At 40.3% G+C, this 20,152-nt stretch carries 23 protein-coding genes; 11 read left to right on the forward strand and 12 right to left on the reverse strand.

Translation table 11 applies throughout. The features are described from left to right. Positions 1 to 31 precede the first annotated feature (31 nt). Together FHG08_RS04130 and FHG08_RS04135 are read left to right on the forward strand one after the other, a co-directional pair. Positions 32 to 1,564 carry a bifunctional GNAT family N-acetyltransferase/carbon-nitrogen hydrolase family protein gene (locus FHG08_RS04130; RefSeq protein ID WP_010392609.1) on the forward strand — a complete coding sequence of 511 codons (1,533 nt, stop codon included), beginning with the start codon at positions 32 to 34 and terminating at the stop codon, positions 1,562 to 1,564. Next, positions 1,564 to 1,881 (forward strand): multidrug efflux SMR transporter, encoded by a 318-nt coding sequence (locus FHG08_RS04135; RefSeq protein ID WP_178954519.1) that lies wholly within the window; start codon positions 1,564 to 1,566, stop codon positions 1,879 to 1,881. The genes FHG08_RS04130 and FHG08_RS04135 overlap by 1 nt, the downstream gene beginning before the upstream one ends. A gap of 38 nt (positions 1,882 to 1,919) precedes the next feature. Here FHG08_RS04135 and FHG08_RS04140 read toward each other — a convergent pair whose 3' ends face one another. Continuing rightward, a complete protein-coding gene (locus FHG08_RS04140; RefSeq protein WP_178954521.1) occupies positions 1,920 to 2,801 on the reverse strand; it encodes a DMT family transporter in 882 nt (293 codons plus the stop codon). Positions 2,802 to 3,043: 242 nt separating this feature from the next. Here FHG08_RS04140 and FHG08_RS04145 point away from each other — a divergent pair, with 242 nt between their 5' ends. Further along, complete coding sequence (locus FHG08_RS04145; RefSeq protein ID WP_178954523.1) at positions 3,044 to 3,427, forward strand: MAPEG family protein; 384 nt, start codon at positions 3,044 to 3,046, stop codon at positions 3,425 to 3,427. Between the two features lie 75 nt (positions 3,428 to 3,502). Here FHG08_RS04145 and FHG08_RS04150 read toward each other — a convergent pair whose 3' ends face one another. From FHG08_RS04150 to FHG08_RS04160, 3 genes are all read right to left on the reverse strand, one after another. Continuing rightward, positions 3,503 to 4,714: a TonB family protein gene (locus tag FHG08_RS04150; RefSeq protein ID WP_178954525.1), complete on the reverse strand. Its 1,212-nt coding sequence runs from the start codon at positions 4,712 to 4,714 to the stop codon at positions 3,503 to 3,505. Between the two features lie 9 nt (positions 4,715 to 4,723). Continuing rightward, positions 4,724 to 5,098: a BlaI/MecI/CopY family transcriptional regulator gene (locus FHG08_RS04155; protein WP_054202882.1), complete on the reverse strand. Its 375-nt coding sequence runs from the start codon at positions 5,096 to 5,098 to the stop codon at positions 4,724 to 4,726. 111 nt (positions 5,099 to 5,209) lie between these two features. Beyond that, a complete protein-coding gene (locus FHG08_RS04160; RefSeq protein ID WP_178954527.1) occupies positions 5,210 to 5,899 on the reverse strand; it encodes a pseudouridine synthase in 690 nt (229 codons plus the stop codon). Between the two features lie 91 nt (positions 5,900 to 5,990). Here FHG08_RS04160 and FHG08_RS04165 point away from each other — a divergent pair, with 91 nt between their 5' ends. Together FHG08_RS04165 and FHG08_RS04170 are read left to right on the forward strand one after the other, a co-directional pair. Further along, complete coding sequence (locus FHG08_RS04165) at positions 5,991 to 6,296, forward strand: DUF6482 family protein (protein WP_008109023.1); 306 nt, start codon at positions 5,991 to 5,993, stop codon at positions 6,294 to 6,296. Between the two features lie 40 nt (positions 6,297 to 6,336). Beyond that, on the forward strand, positions 6,337 to 6,756 hold the full coding sequence (locus FHG08_RS04170; RefSeq protein WP_178954529.1) for an N-acetyltransferase: 420 nt from the start codon (positions 6,337 to 6,339) through the stop codon (positions 6,754 to 6,756). Between the two features lie 38 nt (positions 6,757 to 6,794). Here FHG08_RS04170 and FHG08_RS04175 read toward each other — a convergent pair whose 3' ends face one another. From FHG08_RS04175 to FHG08_RS04210, 8 genes are all read right to left on the reverse strand, one after another. After that, on the reverse strand, positions 6,795 to 7,154 hold the full coding sequence (locus FHG08_RS04175) for a HopJ type III effector protein (RefSeq protein WP_178954530.1): 360 nt from the start codon (positions 7,152 to 7,154) through the stop codon (positions 6,795 to 6,797). A 33-nt stretch (positions 7,155 to 7,187) separates the two neighbouring features. Then, positions 7,188 to 8,483 (reverse strand): hypothetical protein, encoded by a 1,296-nt coding sequence (locus tag FHG08_RS04180; RefSeq protein ID WP_178954532.1) that lies wholly within the window; start codon positions 8,481 to 8,483, stop codon positions 7,188 to 7,190. A 1,062-nt stretch (positions 8,484 to 9,545) separates the two neighbouring features. Continuing rightward, positions 9,546 to 10,253 carry an HAD-IA family hydrolase gene (locus FHG08_RS04185; protein WP_178954534.1) on the reverse strand — a complete coding sequence of 236 codons (708 nt, stop codon included), beginning with the start codon at positions 10,251 to 10,253 and terminating at the stop codon, positions 9,546 to 9,548. Positions 10,254 to 10,263: 10 nt separating this feature from the next. Continuing rightward, complete coding sequence (locus FHG08_RS04190) at positions 10,264 to 11,208, reverse strand: tyrosine recombinase XerC (RefSeq protein WP_075170870.1); 945 nt, start codon at positions 11,206 to 11,208, stop codon at positions 10,264 to 10,266. Further along, the gene (locus tag FHG08_RS04195; RefSeq protein ID WP_010392634.1) at positions 11,205 to 11,816 is read right to left on the reverse strand and encodes a DUF484 family protein; all 612 of its coding nucleotides are present in this window, start codon (positions 11,814 to 11,816) and stop codon (positions 11,205 to 11,207) included. Before FHG08_RS04195 ends, FHG08_RS04190 begins: the two co-directional genes overlap by 4 nt. After that, positions 11,813 to 12,643: a diaminopimelate epimerase gene (gene dapF, locus FHG08_RS04200; RefSeq protein WP_008109029.1), complete on the reverse strand. Its 831-nt coding sequence runs from the start codon at positions 12,641 to 12,643 to the stop codon at positions 11,813 to 11,815. The genes FHG08_RS04195 and dapF overlap by 4 nt, the downstream gene beginning before the upstream one ends. A gap of 64 nt (positions 12,644 to 12,707) precedes the next feature. Continuing rightward, positions 12,708 to 13,961, reverse strand: a complete 1,254-nt coding sequence (gene lysA / locus FHG08_RS04205; RefSeq protein WP_054202878.1) for a diaminopimelate decarboxylase — start codon at positions 13,959 to 13,961, stop codon at positions 12,708 to 12,710. Continuing rightward, complete coding sequence (locus FHG08_RS04210) at positions 13,962 to 14,141, reverse strand: lipoprotein (RefSeq protein ID WP_010392638.1); 180 nt, start codon at positions 14,139 to 14,141, stop codon at positions 13,962 to 13,964. A gap of 148 nt (positions 14,142 to 14,289) precedes the next feature. Between FHG08_RS04210 and cyaY the strand changes: the two genes are divergently transcribed. Genes cyaY through FHG08_RS04240 form a run of 6 tightly spaced genes read left to right on the forward strand, consistent with a single transcriptional unit; the run spans position 14,290 to position 20,134 of the window. Continuing rightward, positions 14,290 to 14,613 (forward strand): iron donor protein CyaY, encoded by a 324-nt coding sequence (cyaY, locus tag FHG08_RS04215; RefSeq protein WP_008109036.1) that lies wholly within the window; start codon positions 14,290 to 14,292, stop codon positions 14,611 to 14,613. Then, on the forward strand, positions 14,610 to 15,266 hold the full coding sequence (locus tag FHG08_RS04220) for an alpha/beta hydrolase (protein WP_008109038.1): 657 nt from the start codon (positions 14,610 to 14,612) through the stop codon (positions 15,264 to 15,266). Before cyaY ends, FHG08_RS04220 begins: the two co-directional genes overlap by 4 nt. A gap of 23 nt (positions 15,267 to 15,289) precedes the next feature. Next, on the forward strand, positions 15,290 to 16,195 hold the full coding sequence (locus tag FHG08_RS04225) for a DUF2914 domain-containing protein (RefSeq protein ID WP_178954536.1): 906 nt from the start codon (positions 15,290 to 15,292) through the stop codon (positions 16,193 to 16,195). A 59-nt stretch (positions 16,196 to 16,254) separates the two neighbouring features. After that, positions 16,255 to 17,193 carry a hydroxymethylbilane synthase gene (gene hemC, locus FHG08_RS04230; RefSeq protein WP_178954538.1) on the forward strand — a complete coding sequence of 313 codons (939 nt, stop codon included), beginning with the start codon at positions 16,255 to 16,257 and terminating at the stop codon, positions 17,191 to 17,193. Beyond that, positions 17,193 to 19,031, forward strand: coding sequence for a uroporphyrinogen-III synthase (locus FHG08_RS04235; protein WP_178954540.1), 1,839 nt, complete (start codon positions 17,193 to 17,195; stop codon positions 19,029 to 19,031). The genes hemC and FHG08_RS04235 overlap by 1 nt, the downstream gene beginning before the upstream one ends. Beyond that, positions 19,028 to 20,134 carry a heme biosynthesis HemY N-terminal domain-containing protein gene (locus FHG08_RS04240; RefSeq protein ID WP_178954542.1) on the forward strand — a complete coding sequence of 369 codons (1,107 nt, stop codon included), beginning with the start codon at positions 19,028 to 19,030 and terminating at the stop codon, positions 20,132 to 20,134. The genes FHG08_RS04235 and FHG08_RS04240 overlap by 4 nt, the downstream gene beginning before the upstream one ends. Positions 20,135 to 20,152 lie beyond the last annotated feature (18 nt).

The raw sequence follows: 20,152 nt of genomic DNA on the forward strand, positions 1-20,152 counted from the left end.
TTTAATTCTTACATGCCCCAAGGAGTTGCGTATGTCGGCAGAAAAAACCCATCTTGAAATTTGTAACTTAACCCGAGAACAATACCCACAAATTAAAACCTTGATGGACGAAGCTTACCCCGACCTAGGCGGCGCATGGCCAAGCCATACTATTTTTAGACTCATCGATCAATTCCCTGAAGGGCAAATAGGTATTGTGGATGATGGCGTGCTGGTGGGTTTAGCGCTGAGTGTACAGGTAGATTATGCGCGTTTTTCAAACCCGCATACCTATGAAGATATTGCCGACGGCCACGACCGCGTATTTAGCGACACCACAGGGGATGCTTTATACGGTTTGGATGTTGCTATTAGTGAGCAATACCGAGGCATGCGTTTAGGGCGTCGTTTATATGATGCGCGAAAAGAATTGTGCCGTCAGTATAACTTACGCGCTATTTTGGCGGGTGGGCGTATTCCGCGTTATTACAATCACAGCAGTGAAATGACCCCGATGGAATACATTGCTAAGGTCGATCAAAAAGAGCTGTATGACCCCATACTCAGTTTTCAATTAGCCAATGACTTTCAGGTTAAACGATTATTGAAAAAATACTTACCTGAAGATCAGGAGTCGGTCGGTTATGCCACATTACTTGAGTGGAATAACATTATGTATGAGCCAACCGACACCGTTATTGAGTCAACTAAATCAATCGTACGGGTAGGGGCTGTGCAATGGCAAATGCGCTGTGTTGAATCGGTTGAAGAAATGCTTAAGCAAGTTGAATACTTTGTTGATACGGTATCTGATTACAAAAGCGATTTTATTTTATTCCCTGAGTTTTTTAATGCGCCACTGATGGGATTAACCGAGCAAAGTAATCAAACCGAGGCAATTCGGTATTTAGCCGAATACACTGAGACCTTTAAAAACGCCATGTCGCGTATGGCGATAGAATACAACGCCAACATTATTACCGGCTCAATGCCGCTTGCCGAAGACGATAAAATATATAACGTTAGTTATTTATGCCATCGCAGCGGTAAAATAGACGAGCAACGTAAAATTCATATTACCCCGCATGAACAAAATGATTGGGTGATCCAAGGCGGTGATAAAATTGCTGTATTCGATACAGATGCAGGCCGTGTAGGTATTCAAATTTGTTATGATGTCGAATTTCCTGAGTTGTCACGTATTTTGGCCACCCAAGGTTTGGATATTTTATTTGTGCCATTTTGGACTGACACTAAAAATAGTTACTTGCGTGTACGCCATTGTGCCCAAGCACGTGCCATTGAAAACGAATGTTATGTGGTTATTGCAGGCTCTGTGGGTAACTTACCTGAAGTAGAAAGCTTAGATGTGCAGTTTTCACAGTCGGCGGTACTAACCCCATCGGACTTTTCATTTCCGCACGATGCCACACTAAATGAAGCCACCACCAATACAGAAATGTTATTATTTAGCGACTTAGATATGGATAAGTTAAAAATTCTTCACAGTGAAGGGACAGTGCGTAACTTAAAAGACCGCCGTCACGATTTGTATGAAGTGATATTGAAAAAGAGAGATATTTAATGGCGTGGATGTATTTAATTATTGCTGGGTTACTTGAGATTGGCTGGCCTATAGGGTTAAAAATTTCTCAAACCCCTGAAACTCGTTGGCAGGGCATCGCGATTGCCATTGCGTTTATGGTCGCGAGCGGCTTTATGTTGTGGTTGGCGCAAAAGCAAATATCTATGGGCACGTCGTACGCAGTATGGACAGGTATTGGTGCCGCTGGTACGTTTTTAGTGGGTATATTATTTTACGGTGATGCCACCACGTTTGGTCGTATTGCTGGTGTGTTAATGATTATTTGCGGTGTGATCACCCTAAAAATTAGTCATTAGTCATTAAAAAACAAGCGCAGGTTGATACCTGCGCTTGTTTAGCTGCTCGGCAGCATTACCAATATCGCGGCCACTGCAATCAATAATAGCCCAGCGCTATCTTGGCGTTTTAGCGGTTGTTTTAACCATAAAACAGCAATTAACATCGTAAAAAATACTTCTATCTGGCCGAGCGTTTTTACATAGGCAACATGCTGCAAGCTCATTGCGCTAAACCAACCTATTGATCCCAAGCAACTAAATATACTCACCGTACAAGTCATGCCCTTATGCTGAAACATAGTTTTAAATGTATCGCGTTCCTTTAAGGCAATATAAATACACAGCATCAGTGTTTGTAAACTAATAACAAGCAATAAAACCCATGCAGGCGCATACGGAAAAGCAATCCCCGAACTCAAGCTGGCTTCTCTGATCCATGACGATGACAACGCAAACGAAGTGCCGCAGGTAAGTCCTATTAATGCTGTTTTTAAGCTAAAGTGTTTCACATTGGCGATACCACTTAATAGCAATACCGCAATTGCACCAATAAACACGCCAAACCAACCAAGTAATGAAAGCGTTGAGCCAAAAAACAGCAACCCGAGTATGGCCGCCATAAGCGCTTCACTTTTAGCTAGGCCGGCGCCTACAGCAAAATTATTCATTTTAAATAATTTAACCATGAGTCCCGTGGCAATAATTTGCACTATGCTGGCACCAATAATGTAGCTAATAAATAAAGGGTTGAATGAAGGAAAGGGAGCATCTTGGTAATAATAAAGCGCATATAAATACAGCCCAGCAATAGGGCTTGCCATAATAAAGCGGGCTAATGTAACGCCAGCAATGCTCACATGAGTGCTTAATTTACTTTGCAGAGCATTGCGCCATGACTGCATAAATGCAGCAAAAATAGTCAGTAAAATCCAAATCATCTTAAACAACATACAATAAGCGGAGGAGTAATTTAGCAGTACTGTGACATGAAAGCGATCATCAAAAAGGCATAATGAATATTCATCACCTGCGACAATTTGCCACAGTGACGCACTGCTTAAATCGGCTATAGTGTCTGGGATGTTACTGCTAGCCGCCAGAACTCAGGTTATTTATATTTGGCGGCTTTTTTCTATTTGCTGTGTTATTTTGAGTTATAAAAAATAACTTGAGAATGATAATGACGACTTTATTGGTTTGCGCCTTAATTGCAGTGATCATGCCTTATGTTGCGAGAATCCCAGCTATTATAGAAATGAATAAGCTCGGTGGTTACGATAATAAACATCCGCGGCAACAACAAACACAACTTACAGGACTCGGAGCACGGGCGCTGGCTGCTCATCAAAACTGTTTTGAATCGTTAGCGGTTTTTGCCGTTGCTTTGGCTGCTGTATTAGGCACAAACAATGTTAATGCCGTAACCGAAACTTTAGCGATGACGCATATTGTAGCGCGTATTTTATTTTGTACTTTTTATTATTTAAACCTCGATATTATTCGCTCGATCACTTGGCTGGTAGGCATGGGAACCGCTATTGGCATGATCGCCGTCAGTTTATAACGAGAATAAGCAAAAACCACAAAGCAAGCAGCCTAAAAGGGTGCTTGCTTTATAGTCTTAAATAACTCAATAGCATTAATGCGATACTTTAATTCGCTCTACCAAATCACTTTTTGCAACTGTACTATTAAGTGCAAAATCAAGTTGTATCAGTACGTTCTGTTGCCCTATTGATGAAGGCGTATATTGCCATTGCATCAGTGCTTTTTTTGCCTCTTTATTAAAGACTGCTTCTGGCTCAGCTTTTACAACAGTAATGTTAGCTGTTTTGCCTGCTGGGGTTATGTCGTATTTTAATACCACTGAACCGCTAATGCCTTGTTCCGCCGCTTGTTTTGGGTAAAGCGGTTCGATTCGCATCACGGGAGCGATAGATGTTTCTTTTTTAGCTGATGCTTCAGGTTGCTTTGCTACTGCTAAGCCACTGAGCAAGCTTGCTGCTATAAGTAACGCGCTTCCTTTTGCTAGGCGCGAATGTGCGCCGTTATGTTTGATATTAGTAAGTCGTTGTAACATGGTTTTTTTATCTCCGTAGTGTGAATAAGCCATCAGACCTGCTGGCGCATTGGCAGCGCAGTTTACTAAGGCTTTGCTGTATAAAATTTGTTGCTGTGTGGTTTTATTACTTAGTACCCGTTCATCACAAGTTAGCTCCTGCAAACGTCTACAGCTTGCGTATGCCATCCAAGCTAAAGGGTTAAACCACATTAAAATTGTAGCCAGTAATAGCAGCGCATTTGTTAGGTTATCTTTGCGTTTTATATGCACATTTTCGTGCTCTAAAATAAGCGCCAATGTGGCTTTATCAAACAGAGTATTGTAGTTGTGTGGTAAAACTAGCTTGCTATTTAGTACCCCAATTACCATAGGTGTTGCCACTTGATGACTAGTAAAGGTTTTTACCCCTGAGCTTATTTCTGCTTGTAAATTTGTTACTTCACAAAGCTGTAGGTTGCTTACAAATCGGCGGTGAATAATCCAAGTGGCGAATAAAAGCAGTGCCGTAATAACTACATAAAATAGCGCCCAGTTAATACTAATAGTGCTTATTAATGGTTGATTTGGAGTAATGATATAATGACTAATTGGACTGTTTTGTAATGGTCTAATTGCATTGGGTAAATTAGCGACAAGCAGCGAGGCTGGTATTAACCACACTAATTTATAAATAAGCTGCGAACCAATTGCTTTTAAGCCAAAGCGCTCAAGTAAAACAAATCCTGCAAACAACAGACTCAATAATAGTTGTTGCTCTATTAGCCAATTAAAGCTTGTTTGAATAATCATGAGAATCCCTTACTTTTGGTTTTTTTCCCAGTCATCTATGACTTTTTTAAGCTCGTTTATATCTTGTTGAGAGAGTTTTTCTGATTTTGCAAAACCACTTACCAACGGAGCTATGCGGCCACTAAAAAAACGCTCAATAAAGTTCTGGCTTTCTTTTTGGGTGTAATCAGCACGATTTATACAGGGGGTGTAAATATATTGGCGGCCTTCTTTTTCGAAGCTAAGCGCTCCTTTTTTAACTAATCGACCTAGTAAGGTTTTAATGGTTTTTTCGTGCCATTGTTTATCATCACTCAAGCGCTCAATAATTTGGCTGGCATTAGCGGGGTAGCTAATCCATAGCGCATCGAGTACTTCAAATTCTGCTTTTGATAATTCGATCATTTTATTGCCTACAAGTGTAATCTTTAATTTAAGACTACACTTGTAATCTATTTTTGCAAGTTTATTTTATATTTTTTAATCGCATTAAAGTGAGGGGGTAGCGTGAGCTTGTTAGCCTAAAATGTCGCTTTTATTAATTTTTATAAACTGGTTTTCAGGTAAATTTAAATGGTCTAACAGTAATTCACTTATTTGTACGCGGTATAAATCAATCACTTTGTAACCACAGTAATGCGCCATTTTACGAATTTGTCGATTAAGTCCTTGTTTTAAAATAATACTAAACTGATTGTCAGTGATTTTAGTCACCTCACACGGCAAGGTCATTTGCTTGTCGACAGGGACGCCTGCAGCCATTTTTTCGCAAAAATCCGCATCTAAAGGTTTATTGACGGTTACTAAATAGCGTTTAGGCTGATGAAAGTCAGGGTGGATCAGCTGGTTACAAAAATCCCCATCATTGGTCAAAATAAGCAATCCGCGTGAGTCTTTATCAAGGCGACCAATAGGGTATACCCGTGTTAGTTGCGGTAAATGATGAATAAGGCTGCTTGGGTCGTGCTGATTGAGTTTACAATCAATTCCTAGAGGTTTGTGATAAGCAAAGTAGACTAAATCGGCCGGGCCTTTAATGGCTTGGCCATTAACAATGACACTGTCGTTTTCGTCCACATGATCAATATGATTTGCGGGGCGATTATTAACCATGACCACACCTTCATCAATCAAACGCGAGGCTTGTTTGCGAGAGCACACGCCGGCATGCGCTATGTACTTTGCGAGTCGAATTTTTGTATCCATGATAGCGCGTAATTAAAAAAATCTGATCGCGATTATAGCAAAGCTGCGTATTGATTACTTGGACAGTTAATTTAACAGTAGGTAGGTTAATATGGGTATTCAATTTTCAGAACTAAAAAAGCATCAGCCATTACAAAAAGTGGTGGTTCATTCACTGGAAATGGCCTTGTATCAAGTGTCTGTTGTCATTAATAATGTTGAATACTATGTACAAGAAAGCGATGGTGAATTTGTAAAGGCGGTCAGCCCATTACATATCCAAAAGCGCTTTGAAGACATTGCCTACGCGCAAATGATGCTTAGGCATACCAGCGCTTATGATGAAATGTGTGGTCAACCGGAAAAAATTTCTAGCAATATGCTTGAAGTTCCCTTTGGACAAAATAACCTGTTTTAACATCAGGTATTTGCTAAAATAGGTCTATTTGGAATAGCCAATGTACCTATTGCAGGCAGAAAATACTGAGCAATTAAACCAAGCACTGCGTGTTAATATGCTTGAGTTTAATGCTCAACACTTCGACGTAGAGCGCCAAGCTCTCGGCTTTAAATATCTCGATAAACAGCATGAATTAGTTGCCGGTATAAGTGGTCATGTATTTGGCAATTGGCTGCTAATAAGTTGGTTGTGGTGTGCTGAATCGGCACGAGGCAAAGGCTTGGCTAACTCGTTATTAACATCACTTGAAAATGCGGCAATTGAAATGGGTGCCGTTCAAGCTCAGCTTGACACCTTAGATTTTCAAGCCAAACCTTTCTATGAAAAGCGTGGTTATCAGGTTAAATATCAACTTAACAATTACCCGCTTAGTGGTACGCGCTACTTTATGGAAAAGCCGCTGGTAGCGGCTAAATAATGCTAGGGTCTAATCCACAAAGGTCAACAGACCCTATGTTATTCTTTTGTGGTTAAAGGCGTGCCATCAAAGCTAATGCCTAAAAACGGTGTTGCTTCTGGTGCTAACATAAACGTACGAATATTCATGTGATCATCGGCATTTGGGTTGTCTAGTACATCTTCACGGTAAAATTTACCAAAACAATCTAAGGTATTTTGTTTACTAAGACCGTTGAGCTTAGCAAATGCAAAAATTTTGCACGAACCATTATTTTCACTCGCAGAGCTTAATAACCCATGGTTATTAAATCCACATGCAGTAAAGTCATAATGTGCTTCAATCACCGCCATTGTGTTGGTAAATTGAATTTTTTTTGGATTGTTTGCTAGTTGCTGTAAAAAGTCTAGTAGTAACATTTTTATCCTTTTAAATATAAAGTTATGAGAATATTAAAAATCGTTGCTAGTAAGCTCTGCATTTAAAAGCTTTCCATCATTAATATAGAAATAACCATCCCAGTATTGTGACGTAAATTCTACTGAATCAAAAAGCTCATAGTAATCACCTAACTGTGCAAGGTTTGCAACAGGATCTTTGTACTTTATATCCGAAAACTCCCAACTATTTCCTTGCTTAAAATAGTCCGCTAATGCCGCGAGTTTTATATTATTAGTAGAGATAGGTTCAAAAAGTTTTAGCTTGGCAATAGAGTCAGCTTCCTCATATAAGAACTCGCTGCATGGAGTAACATTGATATTTTTTTCAGAGGAACTGATTAGTTTTAATGATGTGTTTAAATTTTTATTAAAATTACCATCGGCTTTAGCGGTAAAGCTTTTAATACAGTGCTTATTGAATGCGACTTTGCCTATTAGCTGCCCTTGGGAAAGTCCTATCAGCCTTTGTTCTATTTTTGTGTCTGATGACTTGTAGTATGCGGTTTCAACATTTACAAATTTTTTCTTTAATGCCTTTATTTGTAGAGGCGTTATAGGAGCCGCTGCTTCTACAACCACATCATTATTGAGTTTGATTTTAAGCTCTTTATTTTCCAGTGTGAGCACATTATTAATTTGCATGGGCAATAAATTTAAATGAAACTGATAGCCTACCAATTGATTATTAATGAAATGCAAAGCATGGTTTCTGCCATAAACGCGGATTAATTTGTTTTCGCTTTTGAGCTCCAAGCTGTGTAATCCTAGTATATGAGCTACTTCCTGCGTACTTTGACCAAATTTTGTGCCAAAGAAGAAATTTGGCTTAACTAACTTACTATCAAACTCTTTAAATAAGGGTTTTTTATTTTTAAAAGAAATTGTTATTTTATTTTCTGTTGATTGCAGGATGCCAAATAAGTGCTCTCCTTCAATAAAAACAGCTTTTGACATTGCTTGTTGTTCATTACAGTTTTTAGACGGTGTAAAATAAGCTGTATAATGTAAGTGTCTTTTGTCTGAGCTAGAAAGGTTATTTTGATTAGTTTCTCGTATAATTAGAAACTTTTCTTTAATATGAATCTGGCTATCACTCGATTTCTTTGTGGCATTTTTAAACTTAGATAAAGCTTCGGCTCTTAAGTCTTTTTGTGCTTTTGCTTCGTCATCTGACTTTGATAACGTTATCTCAGTTTTAATGACCAGAGTGTCTGAAGTGTTTTCACAGCTTTTATCTTTTACAAAGTAAGTTGTGGCTTGAGCGCTGCACTGCCAAATGCAAAGAATTAAAAATAAAATAATACGCATAAACTTCCCTATTTATAGTTATTTGAAGCTTAACTCTAACTCATTTTTTTGTTGATTTATATTAAAATTAAATCGCGATAAAAAGTTCATCCCTAATAAGCCTTGGCCGTGGATATTTTCGATACTGAGCACTTCAAAGTCGTAAATTAGTTGCTCACCTACTTTAAAAGACTCAACTTGATAGCGCTTAACTTAAATTTTCCCATTTGCAGTGTTTACTGTTACATCGTTTAAATAAAGGGCCTCGGGGGAAGTTGGCTAATAACATTACTCGAAAGAGAGGTAATACTTGCGCCGGCATCTATCATTAATTTAGCTCGTTACTAATTAAATAATGCGCGCCGTAAGGGGTAAGAGGAGTAAAGCCACCTTGCGATTTAGAGTAGTTAATGCGCTTATAAAGTCGCTTTGCTGGTAATAGACACGAGTACGTACGTATAAAAAATTGCTATTGTTGTTTTGATAATCGAGAGCCAGATTTGGGTTTGTGCGATAATTTCTTGCCAATTTTGTTGCTCACTTAAACTATGAAGTTCGGTTTTTGTTAAATTTCCCAAGCGCACATTTAAAGTGCTTTGATGTTGCTCATTTTACAACGGTTGTAGTTCAAACAGCGCAATGATTGCATTTTGAATTTGCTCATCATTTATTGAATAATCGATCTGTAATATAAGTAATTCTGTATTGTAAGGGTCTTGATTTAATAGTGTGTTTAACAGTGCTTCGCTAAGAACTAGGTTAGCATTTAGCCACGTTTTTAATTGCAAAACCCATGAAGAGTAAATTGTGCGAGCAAGGGCTGAGGAGCGTTGCTTTAGTTGCTGGTAAGTATTAAAAGCCTCGTCAAACTGGTGTTGTCTAAATTGTTGTTTAGCTTTAGCAAGTAGCTCATTTTGAGACGCTTTAAGCGCTTTTACAGATGAGTTTTGGATTTCTTTTTTGCTGACAAAAGCTACTTGTTCTGGCCATAATAGATAAGCATTGAGGCTAAGTTAACCAATTAATAGTAAGGTTATTAACTTGGTATAATGGCTCATCTTAAACTCTTAGTTGTATTTTAGTTTATTGAATAAAGTGCGCTAAGTCATGAATCGTCGTAATTTCAATATCAGCCAGCCCTTTATAGGCATAGGCTTGTGCTTGATTATTTAACCATACAGACTGACAGCCAGCATTGTTAGCACCTTGTACATCGCTATCAAGGCTATCACCTATGTGTAAAATATCACTGTTTTTGATACGTAAATGTGTTGCGGCTTGATCAAATAATGTTGTGTGTGGTTTGGCTTTACCATGGAAGCCAGCTTGTAACACCAGTTCAAACTTACCTTTTAAATTAAATCGCTCAACCTCGACATTACCGTTAGTAATGGCAATCAATTTGTAGTGTTGACTTAGTTTATCAAGCAATATTAGTACGTCTTCACTCACCGTAATATTGCTTCGCTCATCTGAAAATGCTTGATACGCCTTATTTGCATGATGCTCTATTTCATCACCTTTAAAACCTAATTCAGACAATACTAAGCGCAAGGTATGCTTACGCCATTGTGTGACGTCATCAATAAGCTCTGGCTGCTGTAGTGCTGCGAGTTCACGGCATTGCTGCCAAAACTGTGGTCCTTGTTTTTTGTAGCCTGGTAGCGCATTTAAATAATCAATTTGCGCCTGAACGGCTGCGGTTATGATAGGGCGGTTATCGTACAAGGTGTCGTCTAAGTCAAAACTCAGCACAGAAAAAGGAGAAATTGCGCGATTAAATCGGATCATAGTTGCTGCTCTAATCGGTTCTTTTTTTAGCACGTGGGTGGGTGTTATCGTACACCTTAGCTAAGTGCTGAAAATCTAAATGAGTATAGACTTGGGTTGCAGATAAACTACTGTGGCCTAATAATTCTTGCACTGCTCGTAAATCCCCAGACGACTCTAAAATATGCGACGCAAATGAGTGGCGTAATTTATGCGGATGAACTTGCGAGCTAATACCTTGCTTTATCCCCCATTCTTGCATACGCAAACGAACTTGGCGTACAGAAATACGGCTTTTTTTGCTACTCAAAAATACTGCATGTTCATCTGAGCCCATAAATAGTGGGCGAACTGCTAGCCAATTGTTTAACGCCTCAAGTGCTTTAGAGCCAACCGGTATTAGGCGTTCTTTGGCGCCTTTGCCTCGCACTAATATTTCACCGCTACGAGTGTTTATATCTTGCATGTTAGCGCCAACTAACTCACTAATGCGTAAACCTGATGAATACATCAGTTCCATCATCGCTTTATCACGAATGGCAAGTGGATCATCATCGGGTATTTCGAGTAAACGAGCCATTTGGTCAACATCAAGATTTTTAGGTAAAGGCCGCGCAAATTTAGGGCCTTTTATGCCCTGTGCCGGATTATGGTAATGCGCTTGCTCAGTAATATTTTTTGCTTTTAAAAATTTATACAAACTACGTATGCAGCTTAATTTTAAGCTGATTGTTCTGCCACTTAATTGTTTTGCCCGCAGTGCCATACTGTAACGACGAATATGCTCACTTTGTACCGCAAACCAATTATCGCACAGTTTATTAAAATACAAGGCGGCAAAACCTAATTGGCTGACATACTGATTAACGGTGTGCGCTGAATATTGACGTTCAAATTTTAAGTAATCACTAAATAATGTAATGGGTGTACGCCAGCTATCGCTTAAGTCGCTTATATTTGGCGCGTTATCGCTCATGCCAGTTCCAGTAACCGTATTTGCAATGAGCGCACAAAATCTAATACAAATAAGTTATCTTGTGAGGGCTCAAAGTGGTTTTCATCGTGGCTGCCAAAAGCCAAAATTGCGTAGGGGTTACTCGGCTCACCAATTAAATAAAGTGCGGTCGATTGGGTATCATTGTTGAAGAGTAAGTCGCGTTCTTGCTGATTTACACGGCCTAAATAATGATTACTATCTGACAGTCTATGCTTTACTAACTCTTCAAAGGCATTATCGTATCTAACGAGTTTGCATTCATTAATAGTCGGGCTCATACAAATAATATTGCGTAAGTTACTGGCCAGTGTATTAAAGTCGTAATTACTCCACAGCTGTCGGTGACATTGGCTAAATAAACGATAAACCAGTTCATTCTGGGTCGCATTTTTGCTCATGCTGTCTATTTGATTTTTTAGCTGTGTATTGTGCTCGCGTAATTGGCGCTGCTGAATATGCACTAATGAAGTAGCACCCTGTACTTGCTGTTGTAACTCAAGTTGCGCTAACAGCTTAGGTTGCTCAATTAAAAAATCAGGATGCTGTTGTAAGTAATCTATTACTTGCTGTTTAGTTAATTCACTCATAGTGCCACTTGCCCATCAAATACATGTTCAGCGGGACCTGTCATACGCACTGGATGGCCCTCGCCACTCCAGCGCACTTGTAAGCTACCGCCGGGTAAATCAACTTGTACTGTACTGGTGAGCTTATTTTGGATAAAACCAATCACCATGGCAGCACACGCGCCGGTACCGCAAGCAAGTGTTTCGCTTACACCACGCTCCCATACTCTGAGTTTAATGTGCTCTTGAGAGATAACCTGCATAAAGCCAATGTTCGCGCGTTGTGGAAAACGCTCATGGTTTTCAAGCAACGGGCCTAGGGTATCCACTTGGGCTGTTTCTATATCGTCTACTTCCATTACGCAATGAGGGTTACCCATAGATACGGCACCACTAAAAACGGTATGCTCTTCTGCGCGAATAATATAAGTCAGCTCACGTTTGGTTGCTTTGAGTGGAATTTTATTTGGCTCAAAATTAGGGTGACCCATATTAACGGTTACTTGACCGTCTTTTTCAATATACAGGGTGAGATTACCAGACTTAGTCGACACGCTGATTTTATGTTTATTGGTTAAGCCTTTCATGCGTACAAAGCGGGCAAAGCAGCGCGCACCGTTACCACATTGTTCTACTTCGTGGCCGTCAGCGTTAAAAATACGATAGTGAAAATCGAGATCGGGTGAGTAAGGGGCTTCAACCATCAGTAGTTGATCAAACCCAATGCCGAAATGGCGATCGGCCAGCTTTTTGATTTGATCACGAGATAAAAAAACGTTTTGTGTAATGTTATCAATCACAACAAAGTCGTTACCTAAGCCGTGCATTTTGGAAAAATTAACTAACATAGCGCTCTAATTCGGTTTTGCTCTGTGCTAATCATGCCACAGAGCAGCTAGTTGGCAAAAACGTTTATGGTAAAACTTTCTCACCTTGGTATAAGCTTTCGATAGTTTCGCGTTCGCGAATAAGGTGATGTTGCTCACCATCGACCATTATTTCGGCAACTCGTGGACGTGAGTTATAATTTGAGCTCATGGTAAAACCATAGGCTCCAGCGCTTCGCTGTACTAACAAATCACCTTGTTTGAGTGCCAGTGGTCGGTCTTTACCTAAAAAGTCACCGGTTTCACACACCGGCCCAACCACGTCATAGTTGTGTGTAGGTGTTTCGTCATCACGCACTGATACAGGAATAATTTTTTGCCATGCTTGATACAGTGATGGGCGTAACATGTCGTTCATACCCGCATCTACAATCGCAAAATACTTGTCTTGGTTTTGTTTAATAAACTCAACTTGTGTTACTAAAATCCCCGCGTTTGCGGCAATGGCTCGCCCGGGCTCAAAAATCAGTTCTAGGTGACGGTAATTTGCAAGGCGCTGCGTTACTTGTGCTGCATATTCACTTGGGTGTGGAGGTTGTTCGTCGTCGTAGGTTACTCCAAGGCCTCCACCTATATCTAAATGGCTTAGCTCAATACCTGCATTTTTTAATTCATCAATTAATGCCAGTAGTTTATCAAGCGCCTCTAAAAACGGTTTGGTTTGTGTAAGCTGTGAGCCAATATGGCAATCTACGCCAACAATCGTTAAGCCAGGTAATGATGCCGCATGTTGATACACACTTAATGCAGACTCGATTCCAATACCAAACTTATTTTCTTTAAGTCCAGTAGAAATATACGGATGTGTTTTGGCATCAATATCGGGATTAACACGAATAGAAATTGGCGCGTCTAAATTAAGCTCGCAGGCCACTTCTGAAATGCGCTCAAGCTCTGAAATTGACTCAACGTTAAAGCATTTAATACCTAATTCTAACGCATAAGCAATTTCGTCAGCCGTTTTAGCAACCCCAGAAAATACCACTTTGTTAGCAGCGCCTCCGGCTTTTATCACCCGTGCTAATTCGCCTTTTGAGACAATATCAAAACCCGCTCCAAGTCGTGCCAATATGTTTAACACCGCAATATTTGAATTTGCTTTAACGGCATAACACACTAGGCTTTTGTGATCTTGAGTCGCATTAGCAAACGCTAAATAATGGCGTTCAAACGTGGCTCTGGAATACACATAACACGGCGTACCATAGTGCTGTGCAATGGTTGCTACGCTGACATCTTCAGCAAATAGTTGGTTGTTTTTATAATTAAAAAAATCCATTTACTGCTCCTGTTGTTGTTCGGCGGGTGTTTGTTTGTTAGGAATGTCAGTTGGCTGGTTTTGTTCAGCAGGCTGCTCGGGTAAGTACAGCGGGCCGCTTTGGCCACAGCCAGCTAATGCACACAACAATACGGTGCTGATTAATAGTTGTTTTAATTGTAAGGTATATGTCGCTTTCATTAGATTAATACGGTTGCTGGCTTTATAATCGCAGAGTAACAGAATATCTAAAAAATGCAGCTATTCGCGGATGATTTTATTCCTGTTACACTAGCTCTATAAACATGCACCCATTATTTAGGCGCCTCGCCTGCAAAGGAAATTAACGATGACTGATCACGAATATCACCAGTTAGCAGAAGCTCTTATGTTCACTATTGAAGAACAAGTTGATGATTGTGAAGCAGATTTAGATTATGAATCTGCTCAAGGTATTTTAGAAATTATTTTTCCAGATCGCAGTAAGATTGTGATTAATAAGCAAGCACCTTTGCACCAAGTATGGGTAGCAACAAAATTTAATGGTCACCATTTTGAAATGCGTGATGGGCAATGGATTGATAACCGCTCGGGTGCAGAGTTTTGGAGCTTCATTAACGAAGCGTCTACACGCCAAGCGGGTCAAGAAATTAAATGGCAATCAACACTATGAGTTTAGGGTTTGTAGAATACCCAGCGCAAAGCGCCCATAAAGCCACGGTGATTTGGCTGCATGGCTTAGGTGATTCAGGTGATGGTTTTGCACCTGTTGCCCCGCAGCTCGACTTACCTACTGAGTTAGGAGTGCGTTTTATTTTTCCGCACGCGCCTATGCAGGCTGTTACAGTTAATGGCGGTATGCAAATGCGCTCATGGTACGACATTAAATCTATGGATTTAGATAAACGTGCCGATGAGCAAGGGGTTAGAGAATCAGCTGCAAAAGTTGAGCAACTCATTACACAAGAAATTGCTAACGGCATACCTGCCAGTAAAATTATTTTAGCGGGCTTTTCGCAAGGTGGCGTTGTATCGCTTCATTTAGCACCGCGTTTAGAACAAAAGCTGGCTGGTGTAATGGCGCTGTCAACCTACATGTGTGTGCCACATAAATTGGCAGATGAAGCAAAACAAACACAGTTAAATATATTTATGGCTCATGGTAGCCAAGATGACGTTGTACCGCATAGCGCGGGTAGAAGTGCGTTCGAAGTATTATCAACGCATAACATGGATGTAAGTTGGCAAGAATACCCAATGGGGCATCAGGTTTGTACACAAGAGTTACAAGCTGTGCGCCAATGGTTAATTTCTCGCTTAAGTTAGTTTAGGAGCCGCTGAGGGTCAAAATGAGTCAAAAAATAGTAATAACAGCAAATGTAAAACGTGAACCACAGGTAAGCGAACCCAACGTGAGCTATGAGTGGCATTGGCGTCGGATTGTGAGTATTTCTATGTTGGTGATTATGATCTCTGCAGCGGTTATTTACGGCCTGTCTAGCGCCGTGAATGCTGATCAAGGGACGCCGCATCCTAATGAGCAGCTTGATTTTACTGAGCAACAAACAGCAATTGTGTCGCTAAGCGATGATAATGCAGCACCAGTAGAGAGTGAAAAAGCCATAGATGCAGATGAGGAGCAGGCAAGCAGTGTCGCGATTGCAGACCCTAAAACCTTTTCCTCAGTTGAGCAAAAATCAGCTTCTATTACTGAACCGGTACCATCGGAGCCTGAAGTTCAACAAAGTATTATTAAGCAAGAAGTAGAGCCAACGATCACTGCTGAGCCTGAAGAAGCAACCATTGCAGCAATAGACACTCAAGCCCCTGAAATTGAGACTGTTAGTGCAAAGCCAGTTGAGCAAAAGAAATTTGCTGCATCTGCACACATTGCTAGTGTAGCTGTGGGAGCCAAAATAGATACAGCCACAATTAGCCGTGCAGTTCTGACTCGCAGTGTCAGTAACCGTGAGCCAACCAATGTATTTGCCGCCGATGTGCGTTTAAATCAATTTGAAGAGTCGCTGTCATTTTTTAGTGAGCTTAAAAACTTACAGGGCCAGCAGGTAAAACATGTGTGGCTATTTGAAGGTGAAGTAATGGCTGAAGTGGCACTTAAGGTCACTTCTCCGCGTTACAGAACGTACTCAACTAAAAATATTATGGATACTCAATTAGGGCATTGGCGCGTTGATGTAGTTGATGAAAGCGGGCTGCTCATCGCTCAAAAAGAATTTAGAGTTTTAGCAAATTAAATAGCCTTAGATTGAATAAGTTTTAATTCTAAAAGCTAGTAATTATTAATGGATATTTTATGACTGAAAAAACAAAGTTAGTTCGCATTGCCACTCGTAAAAGTGCATTGGCACTCTGGCAGGCTGAATTTGTAAAAGCGCAGCTAGAGCATTTTCATGATGACGTGCGTGTAGAGCTCGTGCCAATGTCGACTCAAGGTGACATTATTTTAGATACACCACTAGCTAAAATTGGCGGCAAAGGTTTATTTGTAAAAGAGTTAGAGCAAGCCATGTTAGATGGCCGTGCAGATATTGCAGTGCATTCAATGAAAGATGTGCCGGTAGAATTTCCGGATGATTTAGAGTTACACACTATTTGTGAGCGTGAAGATCCGCGTGATGCGTTTGTATCAAATAACTTTGCCAATATTGATGCGCTACCACAAGGCGCTATTGTGGGGACTTCAAGTTTACGTCGCCAGTGTCAAATTAGAGCGATGCGTCCGGATTTAGAAATTCGCGACTTACGTGGCAATGTAAATACACGTTTAGCTAAGCTTGATAGCGGCCAATACGATGCCATTATACTCGCAGCTGCAGGACTAATTCGTTTAGAGATGGGCGAGCGTATTCGTGACTTTATTGAACCAGAAGTCTCGTTACCTGCTAATGGCCAAGGCGCTGTAGGCATTGAGTGTCGTATAGACGATAGCGTGACAAAAGCATTGTTAGCGCCGCTTGAGCATAACGAAACACGTATTCGTGTTAACGCTGAGCGCGCAATGAACCGCCATTTAGAAGGGGGTTGCCAAGTGCCAATTGGTGCTTATGCACTGGTTGATGGTAACCAAGTACATTTACGTGGTTTGGTCGGTGCGATTGATGGCAGTGAAATTTTACGCGATGAAATTAGCGGTCACGTTGATGATGCTGAAAAGCTAGGTATAGAGCTGGCTAAAAAACTATTAGCACAAGGCGCAGATAAAATTCTAGCTGACGTATATCGAGACGCATAATGAAACATATCTTGATAACTCGGCCCGAAGGAAAAGGCGCAGCCCTTGCACAGCAACTTGAGCAAGCGGGTTATCAAGCGTCTTTATATCCTGTTTTAAAAATAACCTACTTAACGCCAACAAACGTTGAATTAAGCCCGCTGGTGAACGCTGACAAAATTATTTTTGTTTCACAGGATGCGGTGCATGCATTAAATGCACTTAAGCCTGCTATTAATACCAAAGCACAGTTTTATGGGGTTGGGCAACAAACAGCTGATACTATTTATGAAGTATTTGGTGTGCGTGCCGCACTACCAAAACAACATGACTCTGAAGGGTTACTCGCACTTAAGTCTTTGGCTGATGTTGACGGCAGTAATATTGTGTTAGTAAAAGGGATTGGCGGGCGACCTGAAATAGCAAAAACCTTGAAGCAACGTGGTGCTCATTTAAATAATTGTGTGGTGTATCAACGTAAACCAGTAGAGCCTAGCTCAGCTAACTGGATAGACCACTGGCAAAGCCAGAATGTACACGGTATAGTCATTACAAGTAATGCTGCAGTTGACGCCATATTTAATACTATCTCGGCGGCGCAACTAACATGGTTACAACAGTGCGAGTTTTATGTTGCCAGTGAGCGCATTGGTGCTTATTTACAACAACAAAAAATAAATTCGACCCATATACACACTGCGGCAGGAGCTAGCGACCAGGCTATGTTTACCTGCATTAATCAGCAAGGTAGCAAAATGAGTGAACAGTCAGCGACGTCAAAAGTAGAAAAAGAAGCGAAGCCAACAGCAAATAGCACCTCAAATACGACTAAAAGTGAGTCTGCAAAAGTGAATAACCAAACGCAAAATATTCCTCAAAAAGTAAGTAAAGTAGGTAGCGTTGCGTTAGTGATTTCCTTGCTTGTTGCCAGTGGTGTGGGTTATGAATTTTATCAAAAGCTTAATGCCGGTAAAGTGCAAAATTTAGCGGTTAATGCATTAACAGAGCAAAATAAGATATTGCAGCAAGAGCTGCAAACGCTTAAGTCTGAGCAACTCAGTTTGCAACAAGCGTTGCTTAATAGCGAAGAGCAAATCGCTATGGCACTCAATGAGAACTCTGTAAAAAATCAACAAGTATTAAAAGCCGCACTGCAAAAGGTACAGCAAAGTGGTAATACATTAAATCCACAAGAGGTCACCAGCTTGCAACGCATGGCTGAATTTAAACTGTGGGCAGAACAAGATTACCTAGGCACAAGTGCCGTGCTTAAACGTTTAGACTCATTATTAAGCGATCATCCAGGTACGCTTGAGTTACGCCAAGCAATTACACAAGACATACAAACACTCGACAATATTAAACCCGTTGCGACAGAAGCGATTTATTTACAATTAAACAGCGTAATAAAGCGTATTGATGACTTGGTATTTAATGCGGTTAATTTGCCTGAAGAGGCGAGTATAAGTGATGAGAATGCACTCTCTGAAGATGTTAGTGATTGGCAACAAAACATTCGTAATAGTTGGAATAAAATAGTCGATAGCTTTATTACTATTCGCCATCATGAAGGCGTATTAATTGAGCCACTATTAACTGACCGAGAGCGTCATTTAATTACCCAGCGCATCAAGCTTAATATTACTCAGGCGCAAGACGCATTAATGGGTAAACAAGCTAGTATTTATTTTAACGCTTTGAATGATACAAAACGTTTGGTTAATGAATACTTTAAACAAGATGACGATGCAACAAAAGTGGTAATACAGACGTTAGCCAATCTTGAAAAAGAATCGCTTAACTTTAACCCTCAAGTAACACTGCAAAGCACTCAAAAAGTGAAGGAGTGGGCACAATGATAGGGCTGATTATTTTTATTGTCGCTATTGTGTTGGTGCTAGCGATTACTCCCTTTGTGTTAGATGAAAAAGGCTATGTGCTGATTTCATTTAACAATACCACCATAGAGGGGACGATTGTTTCATTTTGTATAATGGCAGCACTGAGTACGGCAGCTTTGTATTTAACTTACAAGCTAGTGCGTTATTGTTTATCTATTTATAGAAACACTAAGCATGGTTTTTTTGCGCGAAGCCAAGAGCGTAAACATGCGGCTATAGAGCAAGCATTGTGGAGTCTCATTAATGATGATTACGAACAAGTAGAAAGTGCGCTATCAAGTAATAGTGTGCCTGCTAAATTTACCGATATACGTTTAGCGTTATTAGCAAAAACCGCACTGGCAAATAACCAGCCTGATAAAGCGCTTGAACGTTTGTTTGAAATCAGCCCAGAGCAACAACTTAAAGTGGCTAAGTTATGGTTAGCTAGTGGCGACAGCAGTGTAATTGAACCGCAAATACGGGTGGCAGCAGAATCTAAAAAAGCCACGGTGCTTGATTTGAAGTTGTACACCGAAGTTTTAGTGCAGCAACAGCATTTTAAATTGCTTGAAGATTTTTTACCGCGTTTATTGCGCAAAAACGCCTTGAATGATACCCAGTGGCAGCAAGTGTTTTTAGCTTATTTTGCTGCGCAAGCAAATGATGAGTTAACCGCTAAATATCAACATTTAGGTAAAAAGTTGCAGGCGCATGCGCATACGGCTTATTTAACTCAAATGGCTAAAGTAGGGCAATTAGCAAGCATCGAAAATGAGCTAGTTAAATTACTCAAGCAAAAACAGCATGAACAACTGGCTCACATTTTAAGTGAAGCTGTACCAAGTAATGCTTATAAGTTGCAATCAAGCATTCAAGAGCGACTGAAAAAAGATGAGCATAATAATGCGTTACTATTAGCGTTAGCGTGTTTAGCTAATGCGCAAGGTGATTATGACTTAGCCGCACGTGTTTTTGACAAAGCACTCAATAGCGAAAATAAAGCACAGTACCGACAACAAGCGATATTAAGTTATAAACACAGTGCACAATTAGATAAGGCACTTGTACTCTACCAATAATCAATTATAGTTATAAAT

This window comes from Pseudoalteromonas sp. Scap03 (assembly GCF_013393115.1).
Lineage (GTDB): Bacteria > Pseudomonadota > Gammaproteobacteria > Enterobacterales > Alteromonadaceae > Pseudoalteromonas.

Bases quoted from the DNA above. Each gene is read 5' to 3' on its own strand.
- FHG08_RS04130 (WP_010392609.1), top strand. From the start codon at position 32: ATGTCGGCAGAAAAAACCCATCTTGAAATTTGTAACTTAACCCGAGAA.
- FHG08_RS04135 (WP_178954519.1), top strand. From the start codon at position 1,564: ATGGCGTGGATGTATTTAATTATTGCTGGGTTACTTGAGATTGGCTGG.
- FHG08_RS04140 (WP_178954521.1), bottom strand. From the start codon at position 2,801: ATGATTTGGATTTTACTGACTATTTTTGCTGCATTTATGCAGTCATGG.
- FHG08_RS04145 (WP_178954523.1), top strand. From the start codon at position 3,044: ATGACGACTTTATTGGTTTGCGCCTTAATTGCAGTGATCATGCCTTAT.
- FHG08_RS04150 (WP_178954525.1), bottom strand. From the start codon at position 4,714: ATGATTATTCAAACAAGCTTTAATTGGCTAATAGAGCAACAACTATTA.
- FHG08_RS04155 (WP_054202882.1), bottom strand. From the start codon at position 5,098: ATGATCGAATTATCAAAAGCAGAATTTGAAGTACTCGATGCGCTATGG.
- FHG08_RS04160 (WP_178954527.1), bottom strand. From the start codon at position 5,899: ATGGATACAAAAATTCGACTCGCAAAGTACATAGCGCATGCCGGCGTG.
- FHG08_RS04165 (WP_008109023.1), top strand. From the start codon at position 5,991: ATGGGTATTCAATTTTCAGAACTAAAAAAGCATCAGCCATTACAAAAA.
- FHG08_RS04170 (WP_178954529.1), top strand. From the start codon at position 6,337: ATGTACCTATTGCAGGCAGAAAATACTGAGCAATTAAACCAAGCACTG.
- FHG08_RS04175 (WP_178954530.1), bottom strand. From the start codon at position 7,154: ATGTTACTACTAGACTTTTTACAGCAACTAGCAAACAATCCAAAAAAA.
- FHG08_RS04180 (WP_178954532.1), bottom strand. From the start codon at position 8,483: ATGCGTATTATTTTATTTTTAATTCTTTGCATTTGGCAGTGCAGCGCT.
- FHG08_RS04185 (WP_178954534.1), bottom strand. From the start codon at position 10,253: ATGATCCGATTTAATCGCGCAATTTCTCCTTTTTCTGTGCTGAGTTTT.
- FHG08_RS04190 (WP_075170870.1), bottom strand. From the start codon at position 11,208: ATGAGCGATAACGCGCCAAATATAAGCGACTTAAGCGATAGCTGGCGT.
- FHG08_RS04195 (WP_010392634.1), bottom strand. From the start codon at position 11,816: ATGAGTGAATTAACTAAACAGCAAGTAATAGATTACTTACAACAGCAT.
- dapF (WP_008109029.1), bottom strand. From the start codon at position 12,643: ATGTTAGTTAATTTTTCCAAAATGCACGGCTTAGGTAACGACTTTGTT.
- lysA (WP_054202878.1), bottom strand. From the start codon at position 13,961: ATGGATTTTTTTAATTATAAAAACAACCAACTATTTGCTGAAGATGTC.
- FHG08_RS04210 (WP_010392638.1), bottom strand. From the start codon at position 14,141: ATGAAAGCGACATATACCTTACAATTAAAACAACTATTAATCAGCACC.
- cyaY (WP_008109036.1), top strand. From the start codon at position 14,290: ATGACTGATCACGAATATCACCAGTTAGCAGAAGCTCTTATGTTCACT.
- FHG08_RS04220 (WP_008109038.1), top strand. From the start codon at position 14,610: ATGAGTTTAGGGTTTGTAGAATACCCAGCGCAAAGCGCCCATAAAGCC.
- FHG08_RS04225 (WP_178954536.1), top strand. From the start codon at position 15,290: ATGAGTCAAAAAATAGTAATAACAGCAAATGTAAAACGTGAACCACAG.
- hemC (WP_178954538.1), top strand. From the start codon at position 16,255: ATGACTGAAAAAACAAAGTTAGTTCGCATTGCCACTCGTAAAAGTGCA.
- FHG08_RS04235 (WP_178954540.1), top strand. From the start codon at position 17,193: ATGAAACATATCTTGATAACTCGGCCCGAAGGAAAAGGCGCAGCCCTT.
- FHG08_RS04240 (WP_178954542.1), top strand. From the start codon at position 19,028: ATGATAGGGCTGATTATTTTTATTGTCGCTATTGTGTTGGTGCTAGCG.